Raw genomic sequence first — 18,164 nt, forward strand, 5'->3', positions numbered from 1 at the left:
CTTGATTGAGACGCGGGCGGCTCCTCATCCGCCCGCGCGGGAAACATCGGCGTCACTTCATGAGATCGATCAGGATCTTCAGGTGCTTGCCGGACGGGTCGAGAAGCGCGTCGAAACCCTTGGTCACCGCTTCATCGAGGGCGATGCGCTTCGTGACGATCCGTTTCGCCGGCAGGAGGCCGGACGCGATCAGGCGGATGACGCGCGGCCAATAGTGGGTTGGATAGGCCCAGGAGCCGCGCAGATCGATGTCCTTGAAGGTGACCTGGAACCAGTCGAGCGGGTTTTCATGCGGATGCAGGCCAGTCTGCACGACAACGCCCTGCTTGCGCACCGCATCGACACAGGCCTTGAGCGCGTGCTCGTTCCCGACGCATTCGATCGCGACGTCGCAGCCGACCTTGCCTTCGGTCAAAGCGCGCACGACCTCACCCGGTTTTCTTCGCTCAGGGTTGATCGTGACGAGATCCGGCAGGATCGATGCTGCGAATTCGAGCCGGGCGTCGTTGATATCGGAGACGAAGAGCTGCGCCGCGCCGGCCGCGCGCGCGGCAAGCAGAGTCAGCACGCCGATCGGCCCGGCACCGGTCACGAGCACGCTGCTGCCGGCCGTTACCCCGCCGCGGTCGCATGCGTAGACCGCAACCGCGGTCGGCTCGACGAGTGCAGCCTCCTCGTCCGTCATCTCGTCGGGAATCTTCTCGACATTGTACTCGTTGAGCAAAGCGTATTCGCCCATGCCGCCCCAAGCCCAGCTCAAGCCCGCCAGCGCCAAATCCGTGCTCAGGTGGAAAAGGCCGCGATCGGCGAAATAATCGCCGGCACGCGGCATGATCAGCGGCTGGACGGAAACCCGGTCGCCCGGGCGGAGCGAGGTCACTCCGTCACCGACCGCCTCGACCACGCCGCCGAACTCGTGGCCCAGCACCTGAGGACCATATGCGCCGGTAAAGGGATGCGGATCCTTGGGAATGAAAATCGGGCCGTAGGCATATTCGTGCAGGTCGGTACCGCATATGCCGACGAAGCGGTTGCGGACCAGCACCTGCCCGGCTGCCGGCTCGCCCGGCGCCGGGACATCCTCGATCCTGAGATCCTTGGCCGCATGAAATCTGAGCGCTCGCATGTTTCCTCCTGATCGTCGCCGTCTTGGTTGAGCAGCGATTTGCAATGGCCGTGCCAAGCCGTTGCGGGCGAGGAAAATGCAATGATTTCAACGACGATGGTCGAGCGGCATGTTGCGTCAGGCAGCACAGCCGCCACAGGTGTGGCAGCCTACCTGTTGCAAGGCAAAGTCGCTCAGTGCTTCTGCTCGAGGTGGTAGCGCCTGATCTGCCGATGCACGGTCGAGCGATCGATGCCCAGCCTTCGCGCCGCCTCGGAGATGTTCCAGTTGCAGGCATCGAGCATCAGGCCCAGTGTTGTTCCGGCATCGCCCGTCTCCCGCTCAGCCGTCGCGACGAGCTGGTCCGGCAGATCGCATGGTTGGATGACGCAGCCTTCGGCGAGCGCGGCAGCAACAGCAATGGCGTTGTCGAGCTCGCGAATGTTTCCCGGCCAGTCGTGCGCCCTCAACGCCACGCGCGCGGCCGGAGAGAGCGTGAGTTCTCCGGCCCCATTGCAATGCCGCTTCAGGATCTGCTCCAGCACCCAATCGAAGTCCGGCCTGTCTCTTAGCGCCGGCAGCGAGAGCGTCGCGGCATTGAGCCGGTAGAAGAGATCCTCGCGAAAGGCGCCGTTCGCAACCAGCGTCTTCAGCGGCCGATGCGAGGCGGAAACGATCCTGATCTGGACCGGACGCGGCACGGTGCCCCCGACCGGAAGCACCTCGCGCTCGGCCAGCACCCTGAGCAACCGGCTTTGCAGCGCAAGGGGCATGTCGCCGATCTCGTCGAGAAAGAGCGTGCCGCCGTCCGCCTGTTCGATAAGGCCCTTTCGGCCCTTGGCGGACGCACCGGTAAAGGCCCCCGGCAGATAGCCGAAGAGCTCGCTCTCGATCAGCTGCTCGGGGATCGCCGCGCAATTGATGGCAACGAAGTGGCCCCCGAGACCGCTGCCCTCGTGGATGGCGCGCGCCAGGTGTTCCTTGCCCGTCCCGGTTTCGCCCTGGATGAGGATCGGCAGCCCGGTGCGGGCGAGTTTCGCGGCCTTTGCCTGCAGCGCAACGATTTCGGGCGCATCGCCGCCAAGCTGGCGCAGCGGCGGCGGGATCTGCGCGCGCGAGACGCTTGGCGCGCGGATGCTGGCATGCGGCTCGATGGCGTGGGCGAAGAGCGCATTGCCGTCGCGGGCGAAGACGAGCCGTTCCTGTGTCGGCCGCCTGCGCGTGAGCTCGGGAAGGTCGTCGATCTCGAGATCGAAGAAGCGCGACACCGGCTCGCCGATGAGCTGGCGCGGATCACGCCAGTCAAGCCCGGTCGAGCGGGCGAGGATCTTCGCCCCGCCATGGGTCATGCCGACGATCCGGCCAAGGCCGTCGATCGAGACCGCCGCCTCCGGGTCGACGTCGAGGAATTCCGGCGAGCGCGAGAACCTGAGCACCCACTGGTGCCGCGCCTGGGCCATGAGGTTGGCAAGCTCGATGCGCCTCGCGCTGGCGGTGACCAGATGAAGCGCGAGGTTCTGGCTCGCCTTCAGGATCGGCGAACTCAAGAGCGAGATGTCGAGGACGGCCGAAAGTTCGCCGTGGATATCGTAGATCGGCGCGGCCGTGCAGGACAGCGGCGTGTGCGTGTTGTCGAAGTGGTCGGTCTGGTGGATCGTCAGCGCCTCACCCGCCTCGATGCAGGCACCGACGGCGCAGGTGCCGGCGCGCCACTCGGACCATTCGGAGCCGAGATAGAGCCCGGCCTTGCGAAGGCTGTTGTCGAACAGCGGATCGCCGAGAAATTCAACCGTCACACCCTGTCGGTCGGAGAGCAGCAGCACGTAGTTCTGCCCTGCGACCTGGCGGAACAGATGTTCGAGCCCGGAGCGAGCGATGGCGATCAGGTCTTCCGATTGCTGGCGATGTTCCTTGAGCCGCGTCTCCGGCACGATATAGGCCTCGCAGGCCTGCGCCGGGTCGAGGCGGTGGTGTTCCAGGCAGCGCAGCCAGGACTTGACGACCATAGCGTCGCGACTGCTTGGAAGGCCACGGCCGACGCGCTCGATTTCGCGGATATGGTCGGAATGTGAAAACATGACCGCCTCCCAACGGACCGCCTTCCTCCTGCTGCAGCCACCTTGTGCGTCTGAAAAGACGCGATCGCCGCTGGGGCGCGAGTGTGCGCATAGGAAACCGAAATGTAAAGGAAGGGGACCCGAGGAAGCGGGTACGCAAAGGTCCGCCTCGGGCACCTCGTGCTCGGAGAGCGGTGCCCGGACTATCCTCTATCTGTATCATCCAGTGCCGAGGGCGCTCCGGGCCTTCGATTTCGCCCGGAGGAAAGGCGCAGGCACCCGGCGCCATCGTCCATTCAGATCACTCGTCGAGGCGAAATCCGACCTTCATGACGACCTGATAGTGCGCGACCTCTCCGTTGACGATCTGTCCCCGAATCTGGTCGACTTCGAACCAGTCGAGATTCCGCATGGTCTTCGAGGCGCGCGAAATCGCCGTTTCGATCGCCTCGTTGACCGAGGTCTTCGAGCTTCCGATCAATTCTATCTTCTTGTAGACGTGCCCGCTCACAGCAACCTCCTCCGGGTTCTGATTGCTTCTTCTTCTGAACATCGCCCTCGCGCGGGTGGCGAAACGTGCGGCGCACGCCTCATTCTCACCGGCGATCACCGAGGCCGACAGGGCCAGCATGCGCCTGTTGGGTTGCGATTGCCAGTCACCGGCGAAATTTGCGGACGCCCGGAGCGTGGGGCTGTTACCCGCCGCGGATCGAGGAACGCCAGACGAGATCGGCGTCGAGTCTGATCGAATGGTCGCGCGCGGAAGGATCTTGCGCGTCGACCCTGCCCAGCCATCTCACTGCCTCCCGGGCGATCGCCTCTACGGGCTGGGCGAACGTCGTCAATTCGTAGGACGACCAGGCCGCTTGCTCGATGTCGTCGAAGCCGGCGACGCAGAGCTGATCCGGAATCGAAACCGAGAACTGATGCCGGGCTGCATCCATGAAGCCGCAGGCGATGAGGTCGGTCGCGCAAAAGACGGCGTCGGGCCGCTCACTCAGCGTCAGCAGCCTTTGTGCCAGCACGCGGCCGCTTTCATACGCTGTCGGCCCGTAGCGTTCGACGACGACCTCCAGACCCATCGCCTTCGCGGCCGCGACGAAGCCGTGCTCGCGCGCCATCAAGCTTGGCGTTCCCGCCTCGGAATTGGCAAAGGCAAGGCGTCGGCAGCCGGCACGCAGGAAGGCCGTAACAAGCCGGCCCGCGGCCACCGCGTCGTTCAGATTGATCCTGAACGGCCCCTCCTGATCGTCGTCGCGGTTGATCAGCACCAGTCTCTGACCGTTCTTGAGACAGAGCTGCGTAATCGACTTGTCCGGCATTCCCGAGAGAATGATGGAAGCGTCGGCGCGATAGCGGATTGCCTGCCTGAGCGCGAGACCGACGCTGCCGTCGGAACGGTCGGTATTGACCAGCATGGCGATCTTGCCGGCATTCTGCAGTTGCTGCGTCAGCGCCCGGATCAGGGTCGATCGATATGGCGTGCCCATCTCGGAGACGATGAGGCAGACGATGCCGCTTTCGTTGCGCATCAGCCCGCGCGCGAGATGGTTGACGTGATAGCCAAGCGCCTCGGCCGCCTCCACCACCTTGCGCCGCGTCTCGGGAGAGACGCTGGCACCGGGCGTAAAGGTGCGCGAAACGGCGGAACGGGAGACACCCGCCCGTTCGGCGACCTCTTGAGCGCTGACGAAAGGCTTTTGCGACACGATGGCCCGAATGTGTTGCGATCTGTGCACGGAGAATTGCACGATTTTGCAAATGTGTGCAAGGCGTCGATGCCCCATGAACGGCGGCATTGACAAAGAAATATGTTGACAGGAAAAATCTCCTCATGCAGCATTTGCACGCGCTTGCAACAGCGTCCGGCATGGAGGCGCCGGCACAATCTGGGAGGAAATCATGGGTTCGGTAAAAATCGCCGCGGCAACGCTTGCCGCGGGTGTGACTTTCTTTGCCTTTTCCGCGCATGCCGACGGAAATCTCAATCTCATCTGCTCCGCGGACGTGGTGATCTGCGAGCAGATGGAGGGCGCCTTCGAGAAGGAGACGGGCATTTCGGTCAACATGGTTCGCCTTTCGTCCGGCGAAACCTACGCCAAGATCCGCGCCGAGGCACGCAACCCGAAAACCGATATCTGGTGGGCGGGCACCGGCGACCCCCACCTGCAGGCCGCTTCCGAGGGGCTGACACTCGAATACAAGTCGCCGATGCTCGGTGAGCTGCAGGATTGGGCGGTCAAGCAGGCCGAGAGCGCCGGCTACCGCACGGTCGGCGTCTATGCCGGCGCACTCGGCTGGGGCTATAACACGGAAATCTTCAAGCAGAAGAATTTCAAGGAGCCGAAGTGCTGGGCCGACCTGCTCGATCCGGCCTTCAAGGGCGAGGTCCAGATCGCCAATCCGAATTCTTCCGGAACGGCCTATACGGCGCTGGCAACACTCGTTCAGATCATGGGCGAGGACCAGGCCTTCGACTACCTGAAGAAGCTCAACGACAACGTCTCGCAATATACCAAGTCCGGCTCGGCACCGGTGAAGGCTGCTGCGCGCGGGGAAACCGCGATCGGTATCGTCTTCATGCATGACGCGGTGGCGCAGGCCGTCGAAGGCTTCCCGGTGAAGTCGGTGGCGCCCTGCGAGGGTACCGGCTACGAGATCGGCTCCATGTCGATCATCAAGGGCGCGAAGAACCTCGACAATGCCAAGAAATGGTACGACTGGGCGCTCTCGCCCGCGGTGCAATCGAAAATGAAGGAAGCAAAATCGTTCCAGCTGCCGTCGAACAAGACGGCCGAGATTCCGAAGGAAGCGCCGAAGTTCGAGGACATCAAGCTGATCGATTACGACTTCAAGACCTATGGTGATCCGGCCAAGCGCAAGGCGCTCCTGGAGCGCTGGGACCGGGAGATCGGCGCCAACGCGAACTGACGCGCATTCCGGCGCGCCGCGAACTGCGGCCGGCGACGTTCTCGCCGGCCGACCGTACCCGCTGTCGCGCGATCTGAACGGATGAGCCCTGCGGTGACGCACACCGCCCACTTTCGTGCAATCGGTCGCATGATGCCCCCTGATGACTTCGGGCACGGTTCTTGCGACCCCGACGACCCGAGGCAAACGCGATCCATGGAATATCGCAATCGCAGACTGGATATCGTTCTCGCCCTCGGGCTGGCGGCGTTTCTCCTCCTACCCTGGTACCGCATCGAGGGCGGCTTCTTCGGCTTCGGCTGGCTCGCCGATTTTCCGGGGAGCTCATCCGTCTCGCCCGGCGTGCTTCACATTGTGAACGGCCGGTGGTGGCTTGCCGCGCCGGCGCTGTTGCTCCTCCTTGCCGGTGCCTCCCGCTTCGTCGGCGATCCACGTCGGCGCGGCACTCTCCTTGCCTCAACCGGCGCACTGGGGATCGCGCTCCTCGCGCTGCAGGGGCTGGCGATCGGCTTTACCGGCTGGACCTGGACGATCAGCGAAGCGCTCTTCGGTGCGCTCCCCGACGGGCAGCCTGCCATGGGAGCCGGCGCGGTGCTGTCTGCACTCGTCTTCGTCCTCGTCTTTTCCTTCGGGCTTGCCGAGCGTGGCGCGATGAAGGGCGACGCCTTCGTCGTCGGCGCCATCGCGCTCCTCGTCTTTCTCGTCTCCGTCTTTGTCTTCTATCCGGTCGGCAGCATGCTCGTCGGCGCCTTCCAGGATTTCGACGGCTCGTTCAATCCGGACGGCTTCACGCGCAACATCGTCGACCCGTCGATCTGGAGCCTCGACTGCGTCATCGGCGGGACCCGCTGTGGCGTCGCCTGGCGCACCTTCTGGCTGGCGGTCATGACCGCTGGCGGCTCGACCATTCTCGGGCTCGCCTTCGCCCTCGTCGCCACCCGCACCGGCTTTCGCTATAAGAAGAGCCTGCGGCTCCTGACGGTGCTGCCGATCATCACCCCGCCCTTCGTCGTCGGCCTCGCGCTGACCCTGCTCTTCGGCCGCTCGGGTGTGGCGACACAGGCGATGTCGGCGATCCTCGGCATCGAGCCAGGTCGGTGGCTCTATGGCCTCACCGGCATCTGGATCGCGCAGGTCCTGTCCTTCACGCCGATCTCCTTCCTTGTGCTGATCGGTGTCGTCGAGGGTGTCAGCCCGTCGATGGAGGAAGCCTCGCAGACGCTGAGAGCCGATCGCTGGCGGACCTTCTGGCACGTCTCGCTGCCCTTGATGAAGCCCGGCCTCGCCAATGCCTTCCTCATCGGCTTCATCGAAAGCATGGCGGATTTCGGCAATCCGCTGGTGCTCGGCGGCAGCCATGGCGTGCTTTCGACGGAAATCTTCTTCGCCGTCGTCGGTTCGCAAAACGATCCCTCGCGCGCCGCCGTCCTTGCTATCATCCTGCTCTCATTCACGCTCACCGCCTTCCTCGCCCAGCGCATCTGGCTTTCGGGCAAGAATTTCTCGACCGTCACCGGCAAGGGCGACAGCGGCATGCATGCGGCCCTCCCCCGCTCGGTCTCGATCGGCGCCCACGCGCTGGTCGTTCCCTGGGCGCTCTTCACCATCGTCGTCTACGGCATGATCCTGATCGGCGGTTTCGTGAAGACCTGGGGGCTCGACAATACGCTGACGCTCGAGCACTACGCCCAAGCCTTCTCGATCGAATTGCGCGACGGGGCCATTGCCTGGACCGGCGTTGCCTGGAATTCCTTCTGGACGACGATGGAAATCGCCCTCGTTTCAGCGCCGCTGACGGCTGCGGTCGGGCTTCTTACCGCCTATCTGATCGTGCGCCAGAAATTTGCCGGCCGCGAGCTCTTCGAATTCGCGCTGATGATGAGCTTCGCCATTCCGGGCACGGTTATCGGCATCAGCTACATCATGGCCTTCAACCTGCCGCCGCTGGAGATGACCGGAAGCGCCCTGATCCTGATCGCCTGCTTCGTCTTTCGCAACATGCCGGTCGGCGTGCGCGGCGGCGTCGCGGCGATGAGCCAGCTCGACCGGAGCCTCGACGAAGCATCGTTGACGCTGAGGGCCGACAGCTTCCGCACGATCCGCAAGGTGATCCTCCCGCTGTTGCGCCCGGCGATCACCGCGGCGCTCGTCTATTCCTTCGTGCGCGCCATCACCTCGATCAGCGCCGTCATCTTCCTGGTCAGCGCCGAATACAACATGGCGACGTCCTACATTGTCGGCCTTGTCGAGAACGGCGAGTACGGTGTCGCGATCGCCTATTCCTCGATGCTGATCCTGGTGATGATCGCCGTCATCGCCGGCTTCCAGTTCCTTGTCGGCGAGCGGCGGCTGAGACGCGAGAACCGCGTGCAGTCGCTTGCCGCCACCACGCCCGCTTCCCTTCGCCAGGAGAAAACCGCATGAGCACCGAAGGTCCCGGTTCCGTCGTCTTTCAAAACATTCGCAAGCAGTTCGGCGCCTTCACGGCCATTCACGACCTGTCGCTGACGATCGAACCGGGCACGCTGGTGACGCTGCTTGGGCCGTCCGGCTGCGGCAAGACGACGACACTCAGGATGCTGGCCGGCCTCGAGCATCCGACATCCGGCCGCATTTTGATCGGCGGCAAGGACGTGACCATGTTGCCGGCGAATGAACGCGACGTTTCCATGGTCTTCCAGTCCTATGCCCTGTTCCCGCATATGACGGCGCTCGAGAACGTCGCCTACGGCCTTGAATCGTCCGGCCTGAAGCGAAAGGAGGCGCGCGAGCGCGCCGAGGACGGATTGGCGCTCGTCGGCCTCGCGGGCATGGGCGAGCGGTTGCCGGCCGAGCTTTCCGGCGGACAACAACAGCGCGTCGCCGTCGCCCGCGCGCTGGTGCTCGAACCACAGGTGCTGCTGCTCGACGAACCGCTGTCGAATCTCGACGCGCGGCTGCGCCGTCGCGTCCGGACCGAAATCCGCGAGCTGCAGCAGCGCCTCGGCTTCACCGCCGTCTACGTCACCCACGACCAGGACGAGGCGCTTGCCGTCTCCGACCGCATCATCGTGATGAGGGACGGGCATGTCGCGCAGGAAGGCGCGCCCCGCGATCTCTATGATGCCCCTGCGTCGGCCTTCATCGCCGATTTCATGGGCGAGGCCAATGTCGTTTCCTGCGATATCCTCGGCGTCGAGGGCGGCGATGCGACGATCCGCGTCGAGGCGCTGACCCATCGCGTACCGGGCCGCGATATCCGGCCCGGACCGGCGAAGCTCGCCGTGCGGCCGAATGCGATCACGCTGGAACCGGCGAAAAACGGCGCGTTTTCCGGTCGCATCACCCACGCCGCCTATCTCGGCGATCATGTCGAATACGAGGTGAAGACGGCCGCAGGCACGCTCTTCGTCGTCGATCCCGCTGTCGAAAGAACGCTGGCTCCGGCGACGGATGTCGCGATCGGCTTCAAGGAGCGCGGCATTGCCATCATCAGCAGTTGAGCCCGCGTCGAGGTGTCACCACCGCGCGCTTGCCGAGAAACCCATTTGCAAAACATAACCGAGGAAACCTTCATGACGTCACACGACCCTTCCGGGCTCGAAACCCGACTGGCTCTAGCCGAAGCGGTGGCTCGCGAGGCGGGCGCCGTGGCGCTCGACTATTTCAACCGGCGTGAGACGCTGGTCGTCGAGATCAAACGGGATCCGCAGGATGTCGTCTCGATCGCCGATCGCGAGGTGGAGAATCTTATTCGCGCCCGTTTTGCGGAAGCTTACCCGGACGATGGCGTGCTCGGCGAGGAATACGGCCTCGTGCCGGGAAGCTCCGGCTTCACCTGGGTGATCGACCCGATCGACGGCACCAGCCCGTTCGTCAACGGCATGCCGAACTGGTGTGTCTCGATCGCGCTTCTGCATGACGGCGTCCCTGTTGTGGGAGTGATCGCGGCGCCGTGCCATGGCGAGCTTTATGCCGCAGCACTCGGGCGCGGCGCGCGTCTCAACGGCAAGCCGTTGTCGCTCGATGCTTCACGCACGATCCGCAACGCTGTCACCGGGATCGGCGCCAATAACCACGTGACGCCGGCATTCGTCGGCAAGATAGTCGAGAAGCTGCTTGAATCCGGCGGCAATTTCGTGCGCAACGGCTCCGGCGCCCTGATGCTCGCCTATGTCGCTGCCGGCCGCCTGGTCGGCTATTACGAACCCCACATGCACGCCTGGGACTGCCTCGCCGGCTATTGCCTGGTAAAGGAAGCGGGCGGATGGTACCTGCCCTTCCCCGTCGAGGGCGAACGTCTTACAACGGGATCCGCCGTTCTCGCAGCCGCACCTGGCGCGATCGACGACCTGAAGAAGATCGCTGCGCTCTAGGTCGCATGCCTCAGCGCGCCTCGCATCTCCGAGGCGTGCGGCATTATCGCCTTGAATCGCTGCGTGAATCCGATCCTGCTCGCCAGCGCGAGAGGACGGTTTTGTCGGGTCTGTCGAACGTCGGCAGCAGAAGCCGGAGCAAATCGGCCTGCGTGTGATCGGACACGGCGGCCTATATGGCAGCGAATCTACAAGATTTCTTGATATGGGAGCGATTTGAGGATAAAATCCTACGCCAATTCAAAGCGTTACAGCGACCGTGCGAAGTGAAAGGCCGGAGCTGAAACGTAAGGCGCACGCGAGGGGTGACGCTTTGGTCAAGCTTCATACGTGGAGGTTGTCATGGTAAACACTCTCATGGCCGGACGAAGAGCCCAGGATTGGGCCAACCTGATCCTGGCGGTGTGCTTGTTCCTCTCTCCCTGGGTCATCGGTTTTGCGACTGAGGCCGTTCCGACCTGGAACGCCTGGATCGCCGGCATCGTGCTTGGCGCGCTGGCGATTGCAGCGCTTTCTGCCTTCGCAGAATGGGAGGAGTGGGTGAATATGGTGATCGGCCTATGGCTGATCGTCTCTCCCTGGGTGCTCGGCTTCATGACGAACGTGAACGCGATGTGGACGCATGTCATTCTTGGCGTGCTGGTCGCGGCACTGTCGGCCTGGGCGGTCTGGGACTATCGCCACCCGCACTCGCACGCCTAGAGCATCCCGCTTCACCGGAAGCGGAAAAGATGCTCTAGAATCAAAGTGCTACAGCGACCCTTGTGCGTCTGATCAGACGCGCGGCGCTGTAGACCAAGTTGATCCTGGATTTAACCGGTCCGGGATCACCGGGTGATAACCTTCGAGCGGGATGCTGGCCGAAGTATCGTTCCCTCGTCCCGCTCGAGAGAATTGCGTTCTCAATGGAGGGTACTCCCGCTTCCGGCAAGCTAGGCCGAAAGCGGGATTGGCCTTTTAACCCCCGACGACCGCGCGTTCTTCCACGACCGAAAGCGCATCCGCGACATCCAGTTCGCGCCGTTCTCTTTCGGTTTCGATTGCGACATCGAGCACCTTCTGGAGATTGGCGGCATGGCGGAAGCTCGGTTCGACAGCCTGACCGGCTGCGACCGCCTCAGCAAAACGCTGGTAGTTGGTCGGCACCGTTCCGACATCGAGATCGCGCCAGATCGCCTTTTCGACATCGGCGCCGAGGCAGGCCTTGAGGCGCGAGCCGTCCGGCGTGTGGATCACCTCCAGCGCGCCCTTGTCGCCATGCAGCCTGAGACGCAGTTCGTTCAGGTGGCCCGTCGCCCAGCGGCTGGCATGGATCACGCCCATTGCGCCGTTTTCGAACTCCGCCGTCATCGCGAAGCTGTCATTGGCATCAAGCTCATATTCGCCGATGCGGTTGTCGGGCACCTTGTCGAATGCCTTCAGCCGGGCAAAGACCCGATCGACCGCGCTGCCGGCGCCATAGCTGGCGAAGTCGAGGATATGGATGCCGACGTCGCCGAGCACGCCGTTGGAGCCATGTTTGGTCGACAGCCGCCACAGCCATTTCGATTCGCTCGCCCAGTCGCCCCAGGCTTTCGATACCAGCCAGCTCTGCAGGTAGGAGGCTTCGAGATGGCGCACCCGGCCGATCTCGCCTGCAAGCACCAGTTCGCGTGCCCGCTGGAGCGGCGCGACATTGCGGTAGGTGAGGTTCACCATGTTGACGAGGCCGGAGCGCTCGGCCGCATCGGCCATTTCGGCCGCCTTGTCGTAATTTTCGGCCAGCGGCTTTTCGCACAGCACGTGCTTGCCGGCGGCAATAAGCGCCAGCGTCGTCGGATGATGGGCCTTGTCCGGCGTGACGTTCGTCACCGCGTCGAACTCGCCCCAGGCGATCGCGTCTTCGAGCGAGGTGAAGATGCGGGCAATGCCGTGCATGTCGGCAAAGCCGCGCGCCCGCGACGGGTCGACGTCGACGGCGGCGACCATCTCGACGCCATCGATCTTGGCAAAGGCTTGCGCATGGCTGTTGGCCATGCCGCCGGTTCCGAGAATGAGCAAACGCATGGTGGACCTCATCGATATCCTGCTTCGCCGGCCTGGTGCAGCTTCGGCCCGCGCTCGACGATCGGCTCCAGAGCTTTCTCCACCGGGACGTTCGGCGCCTCGTGGATCGCCTTGTAGCTACCGAGCGGATTGTGCGCCCATTTCACCGAATTGCGCAGCACAGTGTGCACCGTGGCGTCGTGATAGGTCGGATAGGTTTCATGGCCGGGACGGAAATAGAAGATGTTGCCGGCGCCGCGCCGCCAGGTCAGCCCCGAGCGGAACACCTCGCCGCCGGCAAACCAGGAGATGAACACCGTCTCCAGCGGCTCCGGCACGGAAAACTGCTCGCCATACATTTCCTCGTTTTCCAAGACGAAATGCTCGCCGAGACCTTCGGCGATCGGATGGCGCGGATTGACCACCCAGACGCGTTCGCGTTCGCCCGCCTCGCGCCATTTGAGCGCGCAGGGCGTGCCCATCAGCCGCTTGAACACCTTGGAGAAATGGCCGGAGTGGAGCACGATCAGCCCCATTCCTTCCCAAACGCGCTTTGCGACCCGCTCGACGACCCGATCCTCGACGGCGCCGTGGTCCTTGTGGCCCCACCAGACGAGCACGTCGGTCGACGCCAGCCGCTCTTCGCTCAAGCCGTGCTCCGGCTCCTGGAGCGTCGCCGTCGTCGCGGCAATCGCCGCATCCTCGTTCAGCGCCGCCGCGATCGTGTTGTGCATGCCGTTCGGGTAAATCTCCCGAACCACCGCATTCGTCTGCTCGTGGATGTTCTCACCCCACACGATGGTGTTGATAGACAAGGTCATTCTCCTTGGGTTACGGCATCCTTTGCCGGATGCCTTTGTCTCTACTGCACGTGTCCTTGGATCGGAGCCGGTTAAGGACAAAAACATGCAGCAATTCAAAGTGCTACAGCGATCCTTGGCGCCTGGTAAGACGCGCGGCGCTGTAGTTTGGCTTGCGGCGAGGTTACGCCGCACCCCGCCATTCCGTGCGGCCGATCGCGCGCCCCGCCGCATCGAAGCGATGTATCTGGCCGGCCGCCGGCGAAATCTGCACGGTCTGTCCAGGCTGGTGCCTGGAGATTCCGCTTTCCCGGACGATCACCGGTTCGTCGGAGCCGATGTCGATATAGACATAGCTGTCGGAGCCGAGCATCTCGGAGTGCACGATCGTTCCGCTCCACTGCCCGGCATTGTCGACGATCTCCAGATGTTCCGCCCTGACGCCGATCGTCTGGGCCTTGTAGGGTTCGGCGAACGGTCCGCTCAGGAAGTTCATTTTCGGCGAGCCGATGAAGCCGGCGGCAAAGACCGAATTCGGGCTTTCATAGACTTCGAGCGGCGTGCCGATCTGCTCGACGAGCCCGTCCCGGAGCACGCAGATCCGATCGGCGAGCGTCATCGCCTCGACCTGGTCGTGCGTCACGTAGATCATCGTCGTGTTGTGCATGCTGCGATGGAGCTTGGCGATTTCGAGGCGGGTCGCGACGCGCAGCGCCGCGTCGAGGTTCGAAAGCGGCTCGTCGAACAGGAAGACCTTCGGGTCGCGCACGATCGCGCGGCCGATCGCCACGCGCTGCCGCTGCCCGCCCGAGAGCTGACGGGGGAGGCGCTTGAGATAGGGCGTGAGCTGCAGCATTTCGGCTGCCGCCTCGACCCTTTTCCTGCATTGCTCCTTGTCCTTGCCGGCGAGCTGCATGCCGAAGGCCATATTGTCGAAAACCGTCATGTGCGGATAAAGCGCATAAGACTGGAACACCATGGCGATACCGCGGCGGGACGGTACGAGCTGATTGACGATCTGCCCGTCGAAGGCCAGCGTGCCGGAGGTGATTTCCTCGAGCCCCGCGATGAGCCGGAGCAGCGTGGACTTGCCGCAGCCGGACGGCCCGACGAAGACCATGAACTCACCCGTCCGGATATCCATGCTGACGCCCTTGATGACCTCGAAGGCGCCAAAGGACTTGCGAATGTCCCGCAGTTGAAGCTCTGCCATTCTTCTCTCCTAAATCACGCGAGATGCAGGCGGAAAACCGCTCTTCCTCATCCGCTCTAACCTTTGACGCCGCCGGCCGTGAGCCCGGAAATGATCCGCCGCTGAAAGATCAGGACGAGGACCACGAGCGGCACCGTGACGATCACCGATGCTGCCATGATGTTGCCCCAGGGAATTTCGAACTGGCTGCCGCCCGAAAGCAGCGCGATCGCGACCGGCACCGTGCGCTGGACGTCCGAGGACGTGAATGTCAGCGCGAAGAGGAATTCGTTCCACGCGGCGATGAAGGCGAGCAGCCCTGTCGTCACCAATGCCGGCCACATCAGCGGCATGAAGACACGTGTGATCACCACCCAGGGAGACGCGCCGTCGACGATCGCCGCCTCCTCGATCTCGACCGGGAGGTCGCGCATGAAGGTGGTGAGCACCCATACGGTGAACGGCAGGGTGAAGATCATGTAGGAAAAGATCAGCGCCAGCGGCGTGTTGTAGACCCCGATGAAGCGCACGAGCTCGAACAGCCCTGCAAGCACGGCGATCTGCGGGAACATCGACACCGACAGGATGGTCAGCAGCAGCAGCGACCGGCCGCGGAAGCGCACGCGCGCCAGTGCATAGGCTGCGGTGACGGCGAGCAGCAGCGAGATTGCCACCACCAGCGTAGCGACGAGGAGCGAATTGCCGAGGTTGCGAACGAACGTGCCGTGCGAGAAGATCTCCGCGTAATTGGCAAGCGACACCGTCGTCGGCCAATAGTCGACGCGAAACAGCGCCGTGCCGGATTTGAAGCTCGTCAGGATCGCGTAGTAGAACGGGAAAACCGCAATGACGATGATGGCGGCGACGAGCGCATAGAACCCGGTCCGCTTTGCGATTGTGGCGACCATCAGCGCTCTCCTCCATCGAGGTTTACGCGCCCGAACCACATGTAGAGGATCGTGATCGACGCGATGATCAGGAACAGCATGGTGGAGGCGGTCGCTCCGTAGGCGAACTTGTCGAAATCGAAGAGGTTCTCGCGCGCCAGCACCGACACCGTCTTCGTCTGCGCGTTGTTGGGGGTCAGCACGTAGATGAGATCGAAGATGCGCAGCGCGTCCAGCATCCGGAAGATGACCGCGACCATCAGCGCCGGCCGGATGAGCGGCAGTGTCAGCCGCCAGAAGACGCGCAAGGGATGCACGCCGTCGATCTTGGCGGCTTCATAGATATCGGCTGGCACCATCTGCAGACCGGCGAGGATCAGGAGTGCCATGAACGGCGTCGTCTTCCAGACATCGACGATCAGCACCGCGATCATCGCGGTATCGGGGCTCGCGGTCCAGGCGATCTTCTGGCTGATCAGACCGAGGCCGAGCAGTATGTCGTTCAGGATGCCGAACTGGTCATTGAGCATCCATGCCCACATCTTCGCGGAGACGATGGTGGGGATCGCCCAGGGAATGAGGATCGCAGCGCGCACGAGGCCGCGTCCGGGAAACCGCGCGTTGAGCACGAGCGCCACGATCAGGCCCAATGCCGTTTCGATGCTGACGGAGATCGCGGTGAACTTCAGCGTATTCCACACCGCGTTCCACCAGGCAGGATCGGCGAGCAGGCCCCTGTAAATGGTTCGCCCGCTCTTCAGCGTGATCCAGGAAAGATAATTCTGGAGGCCGACGAATTCGGCTCCGGAGAGATTGGTCAGCGAGGCATTGGTGAAGCTGAAATAGATGGTCCGCACGAGCGGCCAGCCAGCGACCATGGCCAGAACAAGCAATGTCGGCGCGAGAAAGACCCAAGCCGAACGGACACGCTGCGCCTGAAGGTCGGAGCCTATCCTTTTGCCCGCAAGTGCGGACGGCGGCCCCGCGAGGGAAAGATCTGTCATGACACGAGCTCACTGGTTGGCGTCCAGCTTCTGGGCGGAACGTTCGACCTGCTGCATGGTTCCCTGCGGCGCCGCGCGTCTGACCAGAGGCGCAAGGTCGCTGTAGAACTTTGAATTGCTGCATGATTTCGGTTGAAGCGCTCTTCGGGGTTCCGAAGAGCCTGCGATGCTGTTTGCGACGGCAGCCGGCGATGGCTGCCGTCGCAGGCCTTGGGAACTTACCAGGCGTCGCCCTGGAGCTCGGTCAGATCGGCTTCGAGAAGTTCGAGGTTTTCGGCGGCCGTGCCCCCGCCCGACAGCGTGTTGTGCACGGCGCTCCAGAATTTGGAGGAGACCTCGTTGTACTTCACCTTCGCGACCGCCGAGGGGCGCGGCACGGCATTCTGGAAGATCGGTTTCCAGTTCGGCATGAAGGGCTGCGCGGCGGCGACTTCCTGATCGTCGTAGAGCGCTGCGATCGTCGGCAGGTTCGACAGCTGGATGGCGCGCGTCTTCTGCACCTCGGGCGAGCCCAGGAACTTGACGAAAGCAATCGATGCTTCCTGCTCGTCCGAATATTTCGAAACCGCGAGGTTCCATCCGCCGAGCGTCGAGGACGGCTGATCGCCGTCTGTCGCGGTCGGCAGCGGCTTCACCTCGAATTTGCCCTTGACCGCACTGTCGTCGCCGTTTCCAAGCGCATAGGCGTAGGGCCAGTTGCGCATGAACACGGCGTTGCCCGTCTGCCAGACGCCGCGCGATTCCTCCTCCTGATAGGCGAGCACGCCAGGGGGAGAGATCGTGCCGATCCATCCCTTCACCCGTTCGAGGGCCGCCGCAGCCTTTTCGTTGTTGACGGAGATCGTGCCGTCGGGCTCGACGATCTGGCCGCCGCCGGAGGACTTGATCCATTCGAGCGCATTGCAGGTCAGCCCTTCATAGGCATTGCCCTGGAAGACAAAACCCCAGATGTCGGGATTGCCGGCGGCGCGTTCCTTGTCCTGGATCTCCTTTGCCGTGGCGGCGAGTTCATCCCAGGTCTTGGGCGGCGTCTTGCCATATTTGTCGAGGAGATCCTTGCGGTAATAGAGCGCCGGCGCGTCGGTATAGAACGGCAGCGCGACCAGCTTGCCGTTGACGGTCTGCGATTGAATGATCGAGGGGAAGTGGGCGCCGACCACGTCCTTCGTGGCCCCGGTCAGGTCGACGAACTGTTCGGCAAGCTGCGGCGCCCAGATGACGTCCGTCTGATAGACGTCGACATCCTTGTTTCCGGCCGCAAGCCAGAGGCGGTACTGGCTGAATTGCTCGCTGCTCGACGGCGGCATCGTCACCAGGTTGACCTTGTGACCGGTCTCCTTTTCGAACCTGGCGATCTGCTCGCGCAGAAAGCTCAAATTCTTGCCGGTCGAATTGGCCGCCATAGATAATTCAGCGGCGGCGGCAAGATCGGCAGCACCCGCGATGGCAGCGCAGATAATCAGCGTCCTCAGGATAGGCTTCATGTTTTCTAGCTCCTCCAAGCTCCCCCGGTTTCGTAAACTCCCCTGAATTCGAAAACGGTTTGGCTGCGGCAGAAGCTGGCAGAAGCCAAAACTTCTGTCAAGGCGTGTCCAAAGGCGATGTCACAACGACAGCGAGCATGACTTACATCATTGTTTTCCATTATAATATTGCCTTCGCGTGGCCTGTGGATTGTTGCAGCCGACAAGCGACACAGAACACGGGCCGGCGAGACCATTTCGTAAAAATTTAAAACGATTTGGATAAAGCAAATCTCCACGCCTTTTTGTTGGGCCGCGCCCACTCACTGCGGGAACGGATTGTTA

General features: G+C 63.1%; 15 protein-coding genes. 5 read left to right on the forward strand and 10 right to left on the reverse strand.

The genetic code is table 11. The annotated features are described in order from the left end of the window. Positions 1 to 52 precede the first annotated feature (52 nt). From ILFOPFJJ_RS17945 to ILFOPFJJ_RS17960, 4 genes are all read right to left on the reverse strand, one after another. Positions 53 to 1,126 (reverse strand): 2,3-butanediol dehydrogenase, encoded by a 1,074-nt coding sequence (locus ILFOPFJJ_RS17945; protein ID WP_173511918.1) that lies wholly within the window; start codon positions 1,124 to 1,126, stop codon positions 53 to 55. A 173-nt stretch (positions 1,127 to 1,299) separates the two neighbouring features. After that, positions 1,300 to 3,183 (reverse strand): sigma-54-dependent Fis family transcriptional regulator, encoded by a 1,884-nt coding sequence (locus ILFOPFJJ_RS17950; protein ID WP_173511919.1) that lies wholly within the window; start codon positions 3,181 to 3,183, stop codon positions 1,300 to 1,302. A 280-nt stretch (positions 3,184 to 3,463) separates the two neighbouring features. Next, positions 3,464 to 3,673, reverse strand: coding sequence for a dodecin (locus ILFOPFJJ_RS17955; protein ID WP_173511920.1), 210 nt, complete (start codon positions 3,671 to 3,673; stop codon positions 3,464 to 3,466). A 184-nt stretch (positions 3,674 to 3,857) separates the two neighbouring features. Continuing rightward, a complete protein-coding gene (locus ILFOPFJJ_RS17960; protein WP_173511921.1) occupies positions 3,858 to 4,871 on the reverse strand; it encodes a LacI family DNA-binding transcriptional regulator in 1,014 nt (337 codons plus the stop codon). A 193-nt stretch (positions 4,872 to 5,064) separates the two neighbouring features. Here ILFOPFJJ_RS17960 and ILFOPFJJ_RS17965 point away from each other — a divergent pair, with 193 nt between their 5' ends. The 5 genes from ILFOPFJJ_RS17965 (at position 5,065) to ILFOPFJJ_RS17985 (ending at position 11,150) form a co-directional block, all read left to right on the forward strand. Beyond that, positions 5,065 to 6,093, forward strand: coding sequence for an ABC transporter substrate-binding protein (locus ILFOPFJJ_RS17965; RefSeq protein ID WP_173511922.1), 1,029 nt, complete (start codon positions 5,065 to 5,067; stop codon positions 6,091 to 6,093). 195 nt (positions 6,094 to 6,288) lie between these two features. Further along, the gene (locus ILFOPFJJ_RS17970; protein ID WP_173511923.1) at positions 6,289 to 8,517 is read left to right on the forward strand and encodes an ABC transporter permease; all 2,229 of its coding nucleotides are present in this window, start codon (positions 6,289 to 6,291) and stop codon (positions 8,515 to 8,517) included. Further along, positions 8,514 to 9,575 (forward strand): ABC transporter ATP-binding protein, encoded by a 1,062-nt coding sequence (locus ILFOPFJJ_RS17975; protein ID WP_173511924.1) that lies wholly within the window; start codon positions 8,514 to 8,516, stop codon positions 9,573 to 9,575. The genes ILFOPFJJ_RS17970 and ILFOPFJJ_RS17975 overlap by 4 nt, the downstream gene beginning before the upstream one ends. 72 nt (positions 9,576 to 9,647) lie before the next feature. Next, the gene (locus ILFOPFJJ_RS17980) at positions 9,648 to 10,448 is read left to right on the forward strand and encodes an inositol monophosphatase family protein (RefSeq protein WP_173511925.1); all 801 of its coding nucleotides are present in this window, start codon (positions 9,648 to 9,650) and stop codon (positions 10,446 to 10,448) included. 342 nt (positions 10,449 to 10,790) lie between these two features. Continuing rightward, positions 10,791 to 11,150 carry an SPW repeat protein gene (locus ILFOPFJJ_RS17985; RefSeq protein ID WP_173511926.1) on the forward strand — a complete coding sequence of 120 codons (360 nt, stop codon included), beginning with the start codon at positions 10,791 to 10,793 and terminating at the stop codon, positions 11,148 to 11,150. Between the two features lie 255 nt (positions 11,151 to 11,405). Here the strand turns inward: ILFOPFJJ_RS17985 and ILFOPFJJ_RS17990 are convergent, their stop codons facing one another. The 6 genes from ILFOPFJJ_RS17990 to ILFOPFJJ_RS18015 form a co-directional block, all read right to left on the reverse strand. Then, positions 11,406 to 12,494 carry a Gfo/Idh/MocA family protein gene (locus tag ILFOPFJJ_RS17990; protein WP_173511927.1) on the reverse strand — a complete coding sequence of 363 codons (1,089 nt, stop codon included), beginning with the start codon at positions 12,492 to 12,494 and terminating at the stop codon, positions 11,406 to 11,408. Positions 12,495 to 12,502: 8 nt separating this feature from the next. Next, positions 12,503 to 13,288 (reverse strand): ThuA domain-containing protein, encoded by a 786-nt coding sequence (locus tag ILFOPFJJ_RS17995; protein ID WP_173511928.1) that lies wholly within the window; start codon positions 13,286 to 13,288, stop codon positions 12,503 to 12,505. Positions 13,289 to 13,457: 169 nt separating this feature from the next. Next, the gene (locus tag ILFOPFJJ_RS18000; RefSeq protein WP_173511929.1) at positions 13,458 to 14,486 is read right to left on the reverse strand and encodes an ABC transporter ATP-binding protein; all 1,029 of its coding nucleotides are present in this window, start codon (positions 14,484 to 14,486) and stop codon (positions 13,458 to 13,460) included. Positions 14,487 to 14,542: 56 nt separating this feature from the next. Next, positions 14,543 to 15,373: a carbohydrate ABC transporter permease gene (locus ILFOPFJJ_RS18005; protein WP_173511930.1), complete on the reverse strand. Its 831-nt coding sequence runs from the start codon at positions 15,371 to 15,373 to the stop codon at positions 14,543 to 14,545. Next, positions 15,373 to 16,356 carry a carbohydrate ABC transporter permease gene (locus ILFOPFJJ_RS18010; RefSeq protein ID WP_173511931.1) on the reverse strand — a complete coding sequence of 328 codons (984 nt, stop codon included), beginning with the start codon at positions 16,354 to 16,356 and terminating at the stop codon, positions 15,373 to 15,375. The genes ILFOPFJJ_RS18005 and ILFOPFJJ_RS18010 overlap by 1 nt, the downstream gene beginning before the upstream one ends. Before the next feature lie 218 nt (positions 16,357 to 16,574). After that, positions 16,575 to 17,840, reverse strand: coding sequence for an ABC transporter substrate-binding protein (locus ILFOPFJJ_RS18015; RefSeq protein ID WP_173511932.1), 1,266 nt, complete (start codon positions 17,838 to 17,840; stop codon positions 16,575 to 16,577). Between the last annotated feature and the right edge of the window lie 324 nt (positions 17,841 to 18,164).

It is taken from the genome of Sinorhizobium psoraleae, from assembly GCF_013283645.1.
Lineage (GTDB): Bacteria > Pseudomonadota > Alphaproteobacteria > Rhizobiales > Rhizobiaceae > Sinorhizobium > Sinorhizobium psoraleae.